At 41.0% G+C, this 18,405-nt stretch carries 10 protein-coding genes and 1 pseudogene; 9 read left to right on the top strand and 2 right to left on the bottom strand.

Annotation, left to right across the window (positions count from 1 at the left end; all coding sequences use genetic code 11):
* Positions 1-38: 38 nt before the first annotated feature.
* From hisS to MOMA_RS08985, 5 genes are all read left to right on the top strand, one after another.
* On the top strand, positions 39-1,409 hold the full coding sequence (gene hisS, locus MOMA_RS09005) for a histidine--tRNA ligase (RefSeq protein WP_009502219.1): 1,371 nt from the start codon (positions 39-41) through the stop codon (positions 1,407-1,409).
* Between the two features lie 114 nt (positions 1,410-1,523).
* A complete protein-coding gene (locus tag MOMA_RS09000) occupies positions 1,524-2,363 on the top strand; it encodes a YfgM family protein (protein ID WP_009502218.1) in 840 nt (279 codons plus the stop codon).
* A gap of 75 nt (positions 2,364-2,438) precedes the next feature.
* Positions 2,439-3,701, top strand: a complete 1,263-nt coding sequence (gene bamB / locus MOMA_RS08995; RefSeq protein WP_152411824.1) for an outer membrane protein assembly factor BamB — start codon at positions 2,439-2,441, stop codon at positions 3,699-3,701.
* 85 nt (positions 3,702-3,786) lie between these two features.
* The gene (der, locus tag MOMA_RS08990) at positions 3,787-5,196 is read left to right on the top strand and encodes a ribosome biogenesis GTPase Der (RefSeq protein ID WP_040625212.1); all 1,410 of its coding nucleotides are present in this window, start codon (positions 3,787-3,789) and stop codon (positions 5,194-5,196) included.
* Positions 5,197-5,290: 94 nt separating this feature from the next.
* Positions 5,291-7,147: a sensor histidine kinase gene (locus MOMA_RS08985; protein ID WP_009502215.1), complete on the top strand. Its 1,857-nt coding sequence runs from the start codon at positions 5,291-5,293 to the stop codon at positions 7,145-7,147.
* A gap of 29 nt (positions 7,148-7,176) precedes the next feature.
* Here the strand turns inward: MOMA_RS08985 and MOMA_RS08980 are convergent, their stop codons facing one another.
* Entirely contained in the window at positions 7,177-7,833 is a 657-nt protein-coding gene (locus MOMA_RS08980; RefSeq protein ID WP_009502214.1) for a GDSL-type esterase/lipase family protein, read from the bottom strand.
* Between the two features lie 47 nt (positions 7,834-7,880).
* A complete protein-coding gene (locus MOMA_RS08975; protein ID WP_009502213.1) occupies positions 7,881-8,831 on the bottom strand; it encodes a transaldolase in 951 nt (316 codons plus the stop codon).
* A 298-nt stretch (positions 8,832-9,129) separates the two neighbouring features.
* Between MOMA_RS08975 and pheA the strand changes: the two genes are divergently transcribed.
* The 4 genes and pseudogenes from pheA to MOMA_RS08955 all read left to right on the top strand — a co-directional run bounded on the left by pheA (position 9,130) and on the right by MOMA_RS08955 (position 18,403).
* Complete coding sequence (pheA, locus tag MOMA_RS08970; protein ID WP_009502212.1) at positions 9,130-10,269, top strand: prephenate dehydratase; 1,140 nt, start codon at positions 9,130-9,132, stop codon at positions 10,267-10,269.
* 6 nt (positions 10,270-10,275) lie between these two features.
* Positions 10,276-12,595, top strand: a pseudogene (locus MOMA_RS10100) (bifunctional prephenate dehydrogenase/3-phosphoshikimate 1-carboxyvinyltransferase).
* A gap of 59 nt (positions 12,596-12,654) precedes the next feature.
* Positions 12,655-13,539 (top strand): EamA family transporter RarD, encoded by an 885-nt coding sequence (gene rarD, locus MOMA_RS08960; protein WP_040625210.1) that lies wholly within the window; start codon positions 12,655-12,657, stop codon positions 13,537-13,539.
* A 103-nt stretch (positions 13,540-13,642) separates the two neighbouring features.
* The gene (locus MOMA_RS08955; RefSeq protein ID WP_009502210.1) at positions 13,643-18,403 is read left to right on the top strand and encodes a translocation/assembly module TamB domain-containing protein; all 4,761 of its coding nucleotides are present in this window, start codon (positions 13,643-13,645) and stop codon (positions 18,401-18,403) included.
* The last annotated feature ends 2 nt before the right edge of the window (positions 18,404-18,405 follow it).

Below are 18,405 nucleotides of genomic sequence, written 5' to 3'. Positions count from 1 at the left end.
CAATTGGGCGTTTTAAAAACGACATTAAGAGAAAAGCTATGACCTTAAAAGCCATCAAAGGATTTAACGATATTTTACACATTGCCACGGGTGATACACGTCCAAGTGGTGAATGGCGACTGCTAGAAACCAAACTTATTGAGACGCTTGATCGGTTTGGTTTTGAGCAAATACGCTTGCCAATTGTAGAAGAAACCCAGCTTTTTAGCCGTGCTATTGGTGATAATACCGACATTGTTGAAAAAGAAATGTACTCATTTGTTGATAAAGGTGAGCCACCAACACCGCTTACCCTAAGGCCTGAAGGTACAGCAGGGGCTGTAAGGGCGGTGCTTGAGCATAATTTATTGCGTGGTGATACGCCAAAACTATGGTATATGGGGGCGATGTTTCGTTATGAAAAACCCCAAAAAGGCCGCTATCGTCAATTCCATCAGCTTGGTGTAGAAAGTTTTGGCAGTGAATTGCCCGATGCCGATGCCGAGCTTATTATGATGACTTATCAGATGTGGCAGGATTTGGGTATTGGTGATCATGTTCAGCTTGAATTAAATACGCTGGGCGAGGCTGATGAACGCCAAGCATTTCGCACGGCACTCATTGCCTATTTGACCGCCCATAAAGACGAGTTGGACGAAGACAGTCAAAGACGCTTAACCACCAACCCATTGCGTGTTTTGGACAGTAAAGACAGCAAAACTCAAAAGATTTTGCAAAACGCTCCAAAACTTATGGATTTTTTAGGCAAGGGCAGTTTGGAGCATTTTGACAAAGTCAAACAATATTTGACCGCTGTTGGCATTGAATTTGTGATCAATGACAAACTGGTGCGTGGCCTTGATTATTACAACAAAACCGTGTTTGAATGGACAACGAATAAACTTGGCAGTCAGGCAACTGTATGTGGCGGTGGGCGTTATGATGGCTTAATCGGACAAATTGCCACCATTAACAAAACTGGCATTGACAAAAAAGACAAACAACCACCTCAAAGTCAGCCTGCGGTTGGTTTTGCAATGGGGCTTGAGCGTTTATTGTTGTTGATTCAAGCGGTTAATCCATTTGAGATGGATTCTGTGTGTGATATTTTTGTTGTAGCCCAGCCTGAATATTATCTTGATGGCATGGTTTATGCCAATTTTTTGCGTCAAAGCAATCCGTATGTGCGTGTCAAAATGGCATCTGCCACCAGTCTAAAATCCCAAATGAAAAAAGCGGACAAATCTGGAGCGGAATTTACCGTGATTATCGGTGCAGAAGAAGTCAAAAACGGTACGATCAGTGTCAAAAACATGCAAACAGGCGAGCAGTTTAAGACCGATAAAGAAGATGACACGTTTTTTATTGATTATGAAGCGTTACAAGATTTGTTTGAAGCACTTGATGATGAAAACATTGATGATGAGTGATTTATAGCACGATGTGTTTTTATATCAATGATGTGTTTTTATAGCGATGTATGAACGGTTTTGGATTAAGCGTTAAAATAAATACAATTTTAAAATAATTTTAAGGTAAAATGAATGGTAAAAGATGTAACCCCAAAACTGCCAAATGATGAACAGCAGTCTATGCAAGCCCTACGCCAGTACGGTGGCTATATTGTGTTAGCGATTGTGTTGGTATTGGGGGGTTATTTTGGTTGGAATTATTGGCAAAACCACGGCGGCCACATTGATGAGGCAACATCGACCGAATTTGCTAAAATCCAAGCCAGTCAACAGGCGGTTTTAGATCTTACGCCAACCAATGAAACCGATGCCAAAACCGACGATCTTACCAATGCACAGGCGAATTTTGCCAAGGAGTTGGACGCATTTATCACCAAGCATACCAATTCAGTGTACACTTGGCAAGCCTTGATGTTAAAAGCCAAACAACAAACCGATACAGGGGATATCAAAGGAGTAATTGCCACATTGCAGCAGGCTGTTGCCCTCAATCTGAATGATGAAGGATTAAAGGCAATTGCCACATTGCGTTACGCCCAAGCCTTGATTGGCAATCAGCAAGCCGATGAAGCCGAAAAAGCACTACAAGTTGTGTTGCCACCTGCTTTTGATGCCAGTAAAAACGAGTTGCTTGGTGATGTGGCCATGACAAAAAATGACAAAAAATCAGCCATGGATTTTTACCAAAAAGCGTGGCAAGCCATTGAAAACCGTAATGAAAACAATGAACTAAAACAAGATCGTGCTTTTTTACGTTTAAAAATGGAAAATTTGGGCTTAACTCCAAAACAGCCTGATTTGGATAACGGCGTCATTGCAAGCCCAACCACAGCGACGGCAAGTCAAACCGCAAATACATCTGTTGATGATATAGCCAAGATCGCAACAAAGGTTGCATCTGCTCCCAATTAATCGTTGGTTTAATCGTTTTATTGCTTAAACCAAAATTTATTAAACTAAAACTTATCAAACAAAAGTTGAAAAATTATGATGACACACTCTTTATATTCTAAAAAACACGCGACAAACAACAATCTATCTGCGATAAAAACACTTAGCGTGGCCATGCTTGCGATATTGGCATTAAGTACCACCGCTTGTCAAAGTTTTAAGAAATCCGAAAACACAAATTTGCCCAAAGAGCTTGTGGCATTAAGCCAAACTCAAAATAGCCTAAACCTACTTTTTAGCCAAGATAAACAATCTGTCAAAAAATTTGGCTTTAACAAAAAGCAAGCACTTAGCCAAAGCGTAACTTCTTTTCAAACCGTAAGTGATTCTAAAGGCTACATTACCGCAAGTCCTGATGGGTTAGTAACCGCCTTTGATATGGACGGACATAAGTTGTGGCAAGTTGAATTTAAGCAAGGGCTGTATTCTGGCGTGGCAATTGACAATCATCTTAAAACCGCTGATGTTGTCATTGTTGCTGATCGTCATGCCAATTTGATCGCCCTTGATCGAAGTAACGGCAAAACCTTGTGGCAACACCAAATGACAAGCAATGTGCTTGCCCCTGTGTTAATTCGTGATAATCGCATTGTTGTGTTGGCAAATAACGGTAACATACAGGGTTTATCGTTACAAACAGGCGAGGTTGGGTGGGAAAATGGGATTAAAAACCCAGATTTAAGCGTGCGTGGTAATGCCATGCCAATGTTGTTGTACAGTGAAATTGTGTTAATTGGCGGTGCAGATGGTAAGATTCATGCTTTTAACCCAGACAATGGTTTGGACTTATGGTCGCAACCTGTTGGCATGCGTATGGGCGTCAGTGAAACCGAACGCTTAATGGATATGGATGCAACTCCGATTTTTGTGGACAACATGCTGTATTTGATAGCTTATAGTGGACAATTGTTGGCAATTGATATGACAAGTGGTGAAATTGCCTTTACCAAGCAACTTGCTGGCTTAAAATCCTTGGCGGCGGACAGCAATCAATTATACGTTACCACATTAGACGGTCAAGTGTTGGCATTGGATAAATTGACAGGCAATGAAAATTGGCAATCTGAAAGTTTAAAATTTCGCGGTTTAAGCAACCCAGTTGCCACACCAAACAGTGTGATTGTTGGAGATAAACTTGGTTATTTGCACGTTTTTGACAAAACAACTGGCAAAATCATTGACAGAAAACAAACAAAAGTTGACATTAATCATTTAACATTGCAAAATATTGATCAAGATTCGCGGTTAATTGTCCAAAGTATGAACGGTGGTTTTAGCGTTTGGCAAGTGGTGCGTTAGTTTTTGATTTTGCCTTGAGTTTTTGCCTTGAAATTTTTAGTTTTGTGGTATAGTTTTTGTAGCAAGTTTTGAATTTGAAATTGGAATAATTATGAAGCCTGTTGTTGCCTTAATTGGGCGTCCGAACGTTGGTAAATCCACGATTTTTAACCAAATTACCAAAAGCCGTCAAGCCCTTGTTGCTGATTTGGCAGGTTTAACGCGTGATCGTCAGTATGGTGATGCGCTGTTTGAAGATAAGGCATTTATTGTGGTAGATACAGGCGGTATTGGCGAGGACGATGACGGTTCTGGCAATATTGATGATTATATGGCAACCCAGTCGTATACCGCCATTCATGAAGCGGATATTTTGGTGTTTGTGGTGGATGCGCGAGCGGGGCTTGTGGGATCCGATGAGGTGATTGCCAAACAGTTACACACACTTGGCAAACCTGTGTTTTTGGTGGCAAATAAAGTTGACGGCGTACACGAAGCATCTATTGGTGAATTTTTTGCGTTAGGATTTGGCAAGCCTTTTGCAACAACCGCCAGTCATGGACGTGGCATTACCAATTTATTGGAGCATTTAACCGCCGATATGCCAAGCACTGCTGTTGAAGAAAAAGCACCTGATGGTTTAAAATTGGCAATTATCGGTCGACCTAATGTGGGTAAATCTACGTTGGTTAACCGTTTGTTGGGTGAAGAGCGTGTGGTTGTGTTTGATATGCCAGGGACAACGCGTGATAGTATTTACATTCCGTTTGAACGCGAGGGGCAAAACTATGTACTGATTGATACTGCAGGGGTGCGCAGGCGTGGCCGCATTGACGAAAAAGTAGAAAAATTTAGCGTTATCAAAACCTTACAAGCAATTAAAGATGCCAATGTGGTGGTGCTTGTGATTGATGCTCAAGAAGGCATTACCGATCAAGATTTGCACATTTTGGGTTATGCTTTAGATGCAGGGCGTGCGATGGTCATTGCCATTAACAAATGGGATAACTTGGATCAAGACAAAAAAGACTGGGTAAAAATTGATATGGAGCGGCGTTTTAATTTTATTCCGTATGTCAAAATCCACTTAATTTCAGCATTGCACGGCACAGGCACAGGCAATCTTTATCCGTCTATTCACAAAGCCTACGCATCGGCGATGTTAAGCATCTCAACCAGTCGTTTGACTCAGATTTTGCAAGATGCAGTCAGCGCCCATCAACCGCCAATGGTAAGTGGACGTCGTATCAAGTTGCGTTTTGCTCATATGGGTGGGCATAATCCGCCGATCATCGTTGTGCATGGCAACCAAACGGGGCAAATACCAAACAGTTACAAACGCTATTTAGAAAACGAATTTCGTAAAGTATTTAAACTTGAGGGCACGCCTGTGAGAGTGGAATTTAAACAAAACGCCAATCCATACGCCGATCGCAAAAACACCATGACTGAAGCCCAAAAAGAACGCAAACGCCGCGAAGTGCAAAAATTTAAAAAACGTGATAAAAAACGTTAATTATATCGTTATTGCTGGCAAAGGCGTGGTTGCAGCGTGTCTTGCATCATATTTGTATAATTAATAAAACCAATGAAAAAGTTTAGGTAAACTTATGGGTATCAAATCGTTAAATTACCAATATTTGTCAAAACGTTTTGTTGTTATGCCCTTTTTTTTGGTGTTGGTGCTGTGCTTTTTTGTGTATTTGTTTAATGATGTCTGCAATACCATGCGCGAAGAGGCGACTCACATTCACAGCATTAATCATTTATTAACCCAAACGGCGACCAGCCAAAACCAAACCTTAATTGCCGCTCAAGTCAAATATCTGTCAAATACCAACCCACAAATTGAAAGCATTAATTTTTTTCCTGTCAGCAGTGCTCAAGAGCAACTAACCAACAAAAAACTAGACTTACCCACCATGTTTTTTGGCAAATATTATGGGCTAAGCGAAGCGGTAATCTTACAGATGCCAAATATAGTCACAGATGATGAACCAGTTAAGCCCACTCAACTTGTTGGTTATGTCAACACCACGTTAAATTTAACCGTCATTCGCAGTCAATGGTTTAAGCGTAATTTGCCAATGTTTGTCATGATGATAATTGTCTCATTGTTAACCTTGATTGTTATGTTGTTGTTTTTGAAAAAAGCCACCAAGCGTTTGCCAGTTTTAGAAAAATTAAGCCAAAAAATTTTACATGATGAAGAGGTTGTGCAAAAAGATTATCATCTGCCTAATGACAAACAAGCGGTTTGGTTGTATGAAAAAGCCTTGTTTCACCTGCTAGACAAACAAAAAAACCAGCATAATCAATTGGCTCAACTAAACCGAGAGATTTGCCTGCTAAAAGATGAAAGTTTTAAACAAATTGAACAACACTCCATTTTTCAAAACAGTCTAAGTCATGAATTTAAGTTATCATTAAATCACATTGAAGTGGGAATAAAACTGCTAAAAAATCAATATATTAGCAATGAACAACAAGATGCCATTGAGATGATTGATACAGGAATGGACGATTTAAATGCAAAACTAAGTCAGCTTATCCGCTTAAATCGCATTGACAAAGGACAAACCACGGTTGAGTTGTGTCAGTTTAATCCCGGGCATCTGTTGCACAGTATTGTGGAAAAATCACAGTTGCTTGCCCAGCAAAAACAGTTGAGTTTGGAATTAAAAACCTACCACGCCGACTATGTGCTAGAAGGCGATGCAAAAAAAATTGATACGATAGTGTCTTCACTGATAGAAAATGCGATCAAATTTACCGAATATGGTTCGGTAACGGTTGTGTCGCAACTGGAACATTTGAAAAAAAATATCCGTTGGACGATTGTGGTTGAAGATACAGGCATTGGCATTGACAAACAAAATTTCACAAATATTTTTCACCCATTTTTTCAAATTAATCCAAACACACCGCGCACGGTTAAAAATACCACGGTTGGGTTGTTTTTGGTAAAAAAATTGGTACATTTGTTAAACGGTGATATTGAAGTGGCGAGCACGCCAAACCAAGGCAGCAAATTTACCTTGCAGTTTTTGTTAAAAGATTGGGACAGCCGCCAAGAACAAACCTTGCTCAAAGACAAACATTTTGTAGTTTGGTGCAAAGACACCGCACTTTTATCTCAAACCCAGCATCTGATAAATTCAGGGGCTAGAATTCAAGGCTTTTATGACAGTCAGCTTTTGTTGAATTATTTAAAAAATAATTCAGTAGATATGCTAATTATTATGTATCATATACCTAAAGAAGATGTCATGCGTTTGGTAACAAGTTTGCGCAAACAAGAAACTGATTTTCGCACTTTAATTGCGTATTATTATCTACCAAAACACCTAAACGCGATTTATGCTGAAGCGTTAAAAACCGCAGGCGTGGATTATTTAGAAGATGCCAGTGTGCAAAATGTTGGGCTTGACAAACACATTAAGCGGTTAATGCGCTATTTGGCTTGATTTGGTTTGATTAATTGCTTGATATTGTCCTAAATCATTTTGTGCTTTTGTAAAAACTGATAGAAATTTTCGGCAAATTTGGCATAACCTGTTGCATTGGCATGGATTTGATCGGATTTTAGTTTTTTATCGGACAAAATATCCGACCAACCGCCATCACTTTTTTTAAATAAAATGACTTGTTCTGCTTTGGCAATTTCTTGATAAATTGGGTTATCACTTGCTGATCCAAACAATGCACTGGCACTAAAGTGTGGCTCGGCAATTAGCACAACGGCAATGTTTTTGGCTTTAAGCGTTTGTACAATTTGAGTGATGTTGTGTTTGGTTGTGTTTGGATTTATGCGCTGTAATACATCATTGCCACCAATTCCTAGCAGCACAAGGCTGGGTTTTTGTGCAATAATGCTGTCTAACCGTGTCAATACGCCTGATGATGTATCACCGTTAATGCCTGCATTGTGGATTTGCCAACCTGTTTTTTGTGCCAAAACCGCAGGATAGGCTTGGTTTTTATCCGCACCATAGCCGTAAGTTAACGAATCGCCTAGGGCAATTACCGTGCTGTTAGGAGCAATTTTTATCCCTATTGGATCATCGCTACAGGCGGTTATTAAAGGCAATGCTGCAATTGCCATGCTGTAATGTAAAAAACGCCTGCGCGTAGGATTGGTATTGTTTTGCATTTTTAAAGAGATTTTTTAACCAAATTTTGTGCTAACCAGAATTTGTACTAACCAGAATTTGTATTAACCAAATTTTGTAATTTGTTTGCCAATTCTTCACGAGCATTGATAAAACCATCGATTCCTGTCGTGAGTAGTTTGGTTGCCATGCTGTCTTGTTCTAAAGCCTTGGTAAAACTTTGTTCATCAAATTGTTGTTTTTCAATCGTAGCAAAAGCCATGTCAGGGAAGAGTTGGCGTTCAATTTGTTTGTCCATTGCACGCAAGTTGTCAATCAAATCAGGCGAGATTGTTAATAAATCACAGCCGGCCAGGGCTAAAATTTGATCTACATTGCGAAAACTTGCACCCATGACTTGGGTTTGGTAACCGTGTTGTTTAAAATAACTGTAAATTGTTTTTACTGATAAAATGCCTAAGTCTTCGTTAGTTGGAATATTATCGCGGTTTTGTTGTTGTTTTTGATAATCTAAAATCCGTCCAACAAACGGCGAAATAAGTGTTACATTGGCATCGGCACAAGCGATCGCTTGGTGTAAGCCAAAAATTAAGGTGATATTACAGTGAATGCCTTGTTCTTCAAGGATTTTGGCGGCCTGAATACCTTGCCACGTTCCTGCGATTTTAATCAGTACGCGCTGTTTATCCACGCCCATTTGTTCATACATTTGGAGAAAGGCCAATGCCTTGGCAACGGTTTGTTCGGTATCAAAGGACAAGCGAGCATCAACTTCGGTAGACACACGCCCATCAATGTGCTGTAAAATTTCACGACCGATATAAACCGTCAATTCGTCAATTGTGTTGTCAATATTATTGTTATGTTTGGCTAAAGTGTCAATTAAGATAGGCTGTAAATTTGAGTGGGTTAAGGCCTTGGTAATTAAACTTGGGTTGGTGGTTGCATCTACAGGGCGTAAGCGTTCAATTGTGTTTAAATCACCTGTATCTGCAACAACCGTGGTCATCATTCTTAGTTGGTTTAGCGTGTTTGCCATGATTATTCCATTGATTAATTTGATTAATTAAATTTAAATTGACAAAAGTTAGCATATTTTATGAACGGTTACCAGTGGATTTTTGTTGGTAAGTTGTTGGTTCGGTGTTACGCTAAAAAGTAGTTTTTCTAAAAGCATTAAACAATATCTAAAAGCATTAAACAATAAAAGCAAATTTTTTGTATAAATTTGCACAAATCGTTGCGTTGTGTTTAGCGATTTTTGCCAAAATGTGCTAAGATAAGCCTATTTTACCATTTAATCTTAAAATTTAACCTTTTAAAAGGTGCAGTATCAAATGACTAAAACAACCAAGGAACATGTAAACACGCCTGATAAAGAACAAACGCTTGACACAGAACAATTGCTACAGTTGCGTCAACAGATTGACAGTGTGGATAAACAAATTCAAGCACTGATTAATGAACGTGCAGGTTTTGCCAAACAAGTGGCAGCCTTAAAACAGCAGCACGAACAAAATCCGATTTTTTACCGGCCAGAGCGTGAAGCCCAAGTGCTAAAAGCGGTCATGGAGCGTAATGGTGCAGGGGCGATGCCAGCGGATAAAATGGCGCGCTTATTCCGTGAGATTATGTCGGCGTGCTTGGATTTAGAAGCCCCACAAAAAGTGGCGTATCTTGGCCCGGTTGGTACATTTACCCATGCTGCTGCTTTAAAGCATTTTGGCAAGGCGGCGACAACCTTGCCACTTGCGACGATCATGGACGTGTTTCGTGAAGTGGAAGCAGGATCTGCAATGTATGGGGTTGTGCCTGTGGAAAATTCATCTGAGGGTGTGGTTAATCACACGCTTGATGGTTTTTTGGCAAGCGATCTAAAGATTGTAGGCGAGGTGGAATTGCCCATTCATCACCAATTTTTGGTGGATAAACATACCAAGGTGAATGCCATTTCGCAGATTTATGCCCATCAACAAGCCTTAGCCCAGTGTCGTCAGTGGCTAGATACGCATTACCCCAATGTAGAGCGCGTGGCGGTATCTTCTAACGGCGAGGCAGCAAGACGCATTAAAAGCGAGTGGCATTCAGCGGCGATCGCAGGTGATGTGGCGGCAGCGGAATATGATTTGCATAAATTAAGTGAAAATATTGAAGATAACCCCTCCAATACAACCCGTTTTTTGGTGATTGGACGAGAACAGATTGCTCCAAGCGGTCAGGATAAAACCAGTATTTTGGTATCAGCAAAAGATCAAGCAGGGGCGTTGATTGAGATTTTACAGCCACTTGCCAAATACGGCGTGTCTATGACGAGCATTGAAACTCGGCCAGAACGTCCGAACAAATGGGCGTATGTGTTTTTTATTGACATGAGTGGACATATTCATGATGCAAATGTCAAACAAGCCATTGATGAGATTCGCCCTAATGTCAAGGATTTAAGGGTGCTTGGCTCGTATCCTAAGGCGGTTTTGTAAAATAATATGCAGCCTTTATTTAACAAAGTTGTCTTTATTGGGCTTGGACTGATGGGTGCAAGCCTTGCTCAAGCCATGCTTGATCGCAAACTTACCGAGCAGGTTGTGGCGTGTGATAACAATGCCGATACGCTTAAAACCGCCGAAAACATTGGCTTAATTGCGTATGGCTCAACGCATTTGCCTGATGTTTTGGCAGGGTGCGATTTGGTGGTGATTTGTGTGCCCGTGCAGGCGGTATTGCCGATTTTTCAGACATTGGCAGTTGCCAAAAAAAGCGGTGTGTTGGCTGATGACTGTATTGTTACCGATGTGTGCAGCACCAAGGTTAATGTTATAAACGCTTGTAAAAGGATTGAAAAAGACTTTAATATTGAGTTAAATTTTGTGCCCGCTCACCCAATTGCTGGGGCGGAAAAATCGGGCGTATTGGCAAGAAAGTCGGATTTGTTTGTTCAGCATGAATTGATTATTTGTCAAAATAATACCAAAGCAAAATTTGTCAATAAAATTAAACAATTGTGGCAAAGCGTGGGAGCGATTGTCAGCGTGATGAGTGCTAAAAAGCACGATGAAATTTTAAGCCTAACCAGTCATTTGCCGCATTTATTGTCGTATGCGTTGACTTATCAGCTTGCCAAAGACGATGAAAATTTAAATATTTTTCGTTATGCGGCGGGCGGATTTCGTGATTTTAGCCGCATTTCAGCAAGCAGTCCCATTATGTGGCATGACATATTTTTGGCAAATAAAGAAGCGGTGTTAAAGGGGCTGGATACTTATCAAGCCGTTTTAACCGAGCTAAAACGGGCAATTGAAAATGATAATTCTGATGAATTATTAAACACTTTTAATACCGCTAAAAATGCCCGAGAGTATTTTGGCAGGCTTTTGGTAGAAAAAGAGAAGTTGAAAAATTTACAAGATTAAGATATTTGGTTTGTCATTTTGGAAAAATTATTTTGTAGATGTAATAAAGGATATTAAAATGCAATACAAACTCACCCCAAGCACCACGTTTACCGGCACGCACAAAGTTGCCCCCGACAAGTCCATTTCGCACCGCTCCATTATGCTCGGTTCATTGGCAAATGGGGTTACCCAAATTAGCAATTTTTTGGAAGGTGAAGATGCGTTATCCACTTTGCAAGCCTTTGTGGATATGGGGGTAAAAATAGACAGAAACGGCGATAAAGTGACCATTGAAGGCGTGGGTTTACATGGATTAAAACCGCCAAAAAACGCCCCCAATAATACTTTGAATATGGGCAATTCTGGCACAAGCATGCGACTTTTGGCAGGGATTTTATCCGCTCAAAAATTTGACAGCGTGATGATTGGCGATAAAAGTTTATCCAAACGCCCGATGGAGCGGGTTGCCAAACCTTTGCGTGCCATGGGAGCAAAAGTGCAAACCACGGGCGAAAAAGGCACACCCCCTGTGAAAATTACTGGCAATCAAGGCTTAAAGGGCATGACTTATCACATGCCTATGGCGTCCGCTCAAGTCAAATCTTGTTTGCTGTTGGCAGGCATGTGGGCAGATGGCGAAACTTGTGTGATTGAACCACAAATCACCCGCGATCATACCGAACGTATGTTACAGGCTTTTGGCTATCAAGTAACAGTCAAACAACTTAAGCAAGGCAATGAAATTCGCTTAACGGGCGGCTCTGACTTAACCGCTTGTAACATTGAAGTGCCAGCTGACATTTCAAGTGCGGCGTTTTTTATGGTGGCGGCCACCATTGCCAACAACGGCGATGTTGTGTTGCCAAAAGTGGGTATCAATCCTACGCGTACTGGGGTGATTGAGATTTTAACCCTGATGGGGGCAAATATCACCCTTGTTAATCAAACCATGGTGGGTGGCGAGCCTGTAGCCGATATTTGTATAAAATCTGCCAAGTTGCAAGGCATTGACATTCCGCCACACCTTGTGCCACTGGCAATTGATGAATTTCCCGTGTTGTTTGTGGCGGCAAGCTGTGCCACTGGCAAGACGGTTTTGCGTGGGGCAGCGGAGCTTAGGGTAAAAGAGTCCGATCGCATTGCGGTCATGGCAGATGGGCTAAAAACCTTAGGCGTTGATTGCACTGTGCTGACTGATGGCATTGAGATTATTGGCAAAGGCGAACAATATGCGTTTGGTAGTGGCGTGATTGACAGTCATCACGATCATCGCATTGCCATGAGTTTTGCTGTGGCAAGTTTAAGAGCGTCTGGCGACATTGAAATTACTGGCACAGAAACGGTGAACACCAGTTTTCCAAATTTTGCCAAATTGGTGGGGCAGGCAGGATTAAACATTGACGTGGTGGATTGAAGTGGTGTCTGTTATGATGAAGATAAGCGAAACAATTAAGATTGGGAAAATAACCAGCCATGTCTAACATGATTACCACCACGCCAAAAGGTATTGCCACTGCCTTATCTGCTTTTATGATTTGGGGGTTTTTTCCGTTATATTTTAAATTGTTAAAAACGTATGACTCAGTTGAGATTATCGGTCATCGCATTATTTGGACGTTTGTTGTCATTTTGGCAATACTTATCATTACGCGTCAATGGGCGTGGCTGACTATCATTCATAAGCAACCAAAATGGCTGTTTTTTACGGCTATTTCAGGGGCAATTATTAGCTTAAACTGGCTTGTGTATGTGTGGTCGGTCAATCACGATCGTATTTTAGAGGCAAGCCTTGGTTATTATATAGGGCCGTTGGTCGGTGTTTTGTTATCACTTGTTGTGTTAAAAGAAAAGCTGCGTCCTTTGCAGTGGCTTGCTGTTGGGCTTGCGACAATTGGGGTGCTGATACAGCTTATTATGCTTGGCAAATTACCGTGGGTATCCTTGGGGGTTGCGTTTAGTTTTTCGATATATGGGATTATGCACCGCTACAATCCGCTGAAAGCGTTAAATGCGATGTTTATTGAAACAGGCATGCTTGTGCCGGTGTTTATTGCGTGGTTTATGATGCACGATGTGGCAAGCAGTAAGGCAAATTTTTGGGTGTCAAGTGATATTTTGTTACTCATGTTTGCAGGCCCAATTACCCTTATTCCGCTACTGATGTATAACAAGGCAACAAAAATGGTGGCGTTTAATCTGTTAAGTTTTCTAAATTATTTAACGCCGAGTATCATCTTTTTTATGGCAATTTTTTTGTATCATGAACCGTTTGATGTCAGTAAATTGATTACGTTTGCGTTTATTTGGACAGGGCTTGTGTTTTTTAGTTATGATTTATTCAAAAATCGCAAAAATTAACCGGTTACACGCAAAAAAATTTTAAAAAATCCTAAATAAAGTTGCTAAAATTTGTTAAAATGGTACTTTACTTTTTTTGATTTCTTTATGATGATTTATCAACATGACCGATCCTACCTCCCAAAATTCTGACAATACCAACAGCACAGACCGTTTAGATTCTACCAAGCATAAGACCAATTGGTTTTCGCGTTGGTATCGGTTGTCATTGGTGAGTAAGACGATATTCTTTTTGGTTGTGGGATTTTTGGTGATGTTGCTGTTGATTTATTATGCAGTTGGCACGCCAAAAGGCACGCAATTTTTAATCAATACGGCGATCGAGCAGACGGGGGTTCGGCTAAAAGTCGGTGAGGGCAACCTGCGTGATGGCTTGTGGTTGCATGACATTCATATTCCTAACGAAAACACATCTGATGCCAATGCCAGTCAAATTGAGGTGAAGGTGGATAAGGCATTTGTCAAAGTGGGTTGGCGTGCTTTATTGAGTAAAGAGGTGCATTTAAGACAGGCCAATATTGGCAAAATGATTATCACCAATCACAAAGCCCCGGACAACGACGATCAGCCCTTTCAATACGAACGCATTGCCTTACCGATTAATTTAACCTTAGATGAGGTTAAAGCGGATTTGGTGCGTTATCAACAACACACACAAGAACACCAAAAAGATTTTTTAAATATCGATTTTAAACAAGCCAATATCCAAGATTTTACTTGGTTTGACAGTTTGATTAAGGTGAAATCTGCCAAATTGGCTTACAATGAATTATTAACTATTGATAAATTATCAGGTAAGATTGACTTACAAAACAACTATCCGATCGATGCCAATACCACAGTTACCATTCATGCACTAACCGATGCTTATTTTGACAAAATTGATGGACAGTTGTCTGGCAGTTTACAGTCATTGACCGCCAAAGTGCAAAGCCGTTATAACCATTCGGATATTTCTGGGGTGATTAACGCCAAGCCTTTAGAAGATAAAGCCCCGTTTGATGCCAAATTGACATGGAAAGATATGTTGTTGCCCTATGCAACCGAGCAAGGCATTCATCTAAAAAACGGCGAGCTTGTTGCCAAAGGGGTAACCGATAGCATTAATATTGCGTTGAACACAGATTTGACCGGCAAGGACATACCAAATGGACATTATCAAGGGCATGCCAATACCGATGGCAATCGTTTAAATATCCATGAATTAATTGCAACCTTGCCCGAGGGTAGGCTTGTGAGTCGCGGTGTGATTGATTGGGAAAATAGGCTGAATATTTCACTCATGAATACCGCTGATGCGTTTGCCATTCGTAAACTTTTGCCAACGGATATTGCCTCGTATGCTCCGACAAGTTTAAGCGGTAAACTGGCATTGGTATATAACGCGGCAACCGATAGCGATCCGATGCAAGTGCGTGCCAATCTACGCCAAAAAAACGGCGAGATAATCAATGCAGCGGTGCACCAAGCCAAAGGTGAAAATTTACCGTATCACCTTGATCTGAATTGGCAAAACCTTGTGCGTCATAACTTACCTGATATTGGCGACCTTGACAGTCCAAGTGGCCATGCAAAAATCACGTATCAAGGCACAAGCAACACTCAAAGCAGCGACAAATTACAAGTCAATGCCAGTGCAAATATTGTTAAATTAAACCTTGCACCAAAAGGTGATTATAAAATTAATCTGGATAAAATTGGCGAAAAAATTACCTTTAATCAGCTAAATTATCAAGGAATAGCTGGGCAATTAAGTGCCAAAGGAGGGCTAAATCTTGCCAAAAACAAACAGCCATTAACGTGGCAAATTCAGGCCAATACCAAAGATTTTAATGCCAACAGCGTGATCGATAGCATACCATTTGCAGGTTTGACAGGCGCACTAACCGCCAAGGGCAGTTTACAAAATTTGGCAAAAAATACCGCACGGCATACCATTGAAATTGGCGATGTCAATATGCTCGGTGATATGTTGGCATCAAACGGCCAACCAAACAGTCAGTCAAAATCTACCAACAGCACTACCAAAAAACGCCTAAATCTAACAGGATTTGGCAATGCACAGGTCGATATAAAAACCGATGATAAGGGCAACACACAATTGCACCATTTGGTTGCCAAATTTGACGGCGGACTGGATATGCCAAATATGCCAAAAGGCAAACTTCAATTAGACATTGAGGGCAATACCAAACAATTATCGATCAACAAATTCATTCATCAAGGCAATGCAGGCGGGATTGATGCTATGGGTAAATTGGATTTGACTCAAGGTGTTGGTTGGCAAGTTACCGCCAAATTACAAAATTTTGACGCCAGTTATTTTGCTCCAAATTTACCAAGCCAATTAACAGGCACAGTGGATAGCGATGGTTTTTGGCATGATACCAAACAATTGATTAATATCAATAATATGAATATTAAAGGTAAGTTAAAAAACCAACCCTTGATCGCCTCAGGAACTTTATTGGCACAATTAAATTTACCAAAGAATTTAGAAAATCTACAACAAATTTTTAATAAAAGCGTGAAAAATCAATCGGTTAATTCGATTAAGCAGGTTGTTGAGCGTTTAAAAGCCGATAATTTATTGGTGCAATGGGGCGATAACAAAATCAGTGCAACAGGCAACGAACAACAACTGGTTGCCAGTGTGGATATGAGTACTTTACATCAGTTGATACCGCAATTTCAAGGCATGGTGCGTGGCGGTATTGTGCTTAAGCAACCGTCAAACCAACCTTTGCCAAACATTATGGTGGATTTGGCCGGGCGTAATATCAGCATGACAGATTTTCAGGTGCTGGATATGAGTGTCAAAGGCAATTTAATCAATCTTGCTCACACGCCAAGCCAATTACAACTTAAGGCAACGGGTTTAAATATTGCCAATCAGCCACTAAAAGCACTACAGTTACAGTTTGAGGGCACACAAGCCAAACATCGCCTTGACATCAAAACCGAAAGCACTCGCAGCAATGTGCAAGCCACGCTAAAAGGCGGTGTAGATTTGCAAAAAAATACTTGGAAAGGCGTGCTTGGCAATGGACAAATTGGCACAAAATATGCCAAATTGCAACAAGTGCAACCTACGCAAATGCACCTAAATTGGCAAAATCCACAGCTACAACTGGCATCGCATTGTTGGCAAATGGCAAACCAACCAGGACAGCTATGCTTAAATGACAATTTAAGCGTATCAAAGCAACAAGGCAAGGTTGATTTGAGTTTAAAAGAGGTTGACAGCCAAATTTTTACTGTGATTTTGCCAAACGACATTGCTTGGACGGGTAAATTAAACGGATCGGCATTGGTAAATTGGCAAAAAAATCACAAACCCAGTGTTAATGCCAGTTTTTATTCAGACAATGGTACATTTGGCACAGCGCCTCAGTCAGCGGACGAAGTGGCAACGACTTTGGCGTATCAGCGTATCAGTGTAATTGCACGTTCTACCGCGGACGGATTAAAATTGCGTGCAGATTTAAAAACCGCCAATAACGCAGGTGACGGCTATTTTGATGCACTGATTAATCCGTATAAAGATCAAAAACCAATTGACGGTACACTGGTGTTTCAACAGGTGAATTTGGCAGTGTTAAAACCCTTTTTTCCTGCATTTGAACGTTTAACAGGCATTGGTTTGGTGGCGGGTAAAGTCAACGGTACGTTAGATCAGCCAAAATTTGTCGGTGATATTGAGATTCAAAATGCTTCATTGGCAATTACAGGTTTACCGATGCGTATGGATAATTTGAACCTGTTGGGATCGGTTAAGGGCAATCAAGCAACCATAGATGGGGGTTTTAGCACTGCAGGTAATGGGGTTGGCAAAATCACAGGCACACTGGATTGGGCGCATGAAATGCAAGCCAAATTAAAACTCATCGGTGAAAATTTACAAATCAGCCAGCCGCCATTGGTGATCGCAAAAGTCAATCCGATTTTTGATGTGATTGTACGTCCAAACCGCCGTTATGTTAAGGTTGTTGGTGCTGTGGATATTGCACAAGCGACGATTCGACCGCCGGCTGCCAGTGAAGATGTGGTAACAGAATCAGCCGATGTAAACGTTATTGACCGGCGTTTGGCAGGGCAAATTGACGAAGTGCTGCGCGTAACGACACCGTGGGCAATTGATGCAGATATTGGCGTGGATTTGGGTAAAGATGTGGAGTTTCAAGGTTTTGGAGCAAGGTTGCCTTTGGCAGGTGCGTTGCATTTAACGCAGCGTGGACAAGGCAGTTTACAAGCTCGTGGCGTGGTACAAGTTGCCAAACGTTCCAAAGTGGAGGTTTTTGGACAAAATTTGGATCTGAATTTTGCTCAAATTCGCTTTAATGGTGCAGTGAGCAATCCCATACTAAATATGCAAGCCACCAAAGAAATTCAAGGCACACAAGTTGGGGTTAAAGTTACCAATACCGTAAGCAAACCAAACATCATGGTATTTAACAATGGCGGATTGACCGAACAACAAGCAATGAACGCACTGGTAACAGGCAGCCTAAACAACAACAGTGGACAAAATACCAGTGAACAAGATTTTAGAGCCAAGGTAAATAACACATTGGCAACCGCAGGTTTAAGTTTTGGTTTAAGCACAACACGCGAGCTAACCAATGAGATTGGACGGGCATTTGGCTTACAAAGTTTAACTTTAGATGCAAGTGGTATGGGGAGCGATACGCTTGTTAGTATCACAGGTTACATTACCCCGGATTTATTGATACGTTATGGTGTTGGGGTATTTACCGCACAGCCTGAACTTAGTATGCGTTATCAATTGACAAAACGCTTGTACATTGAGGGCAAATCGGCGGTGAATAACACAGTGGATTTAATTTATAGTTGGCGGTATTGATC

This window comes from Moraxella macacae 0408225, assembly GCF_000320365.1.
Lineage (GTDB): Bacteria > Pseudomonadota > Gammaproteobacteria > Pseudomonadales > Moraxellaceae > Faucicola > Faucicola macacae.
This window is presented reverse-complemented; position numbering and strand designations above follow the sequence as displayed.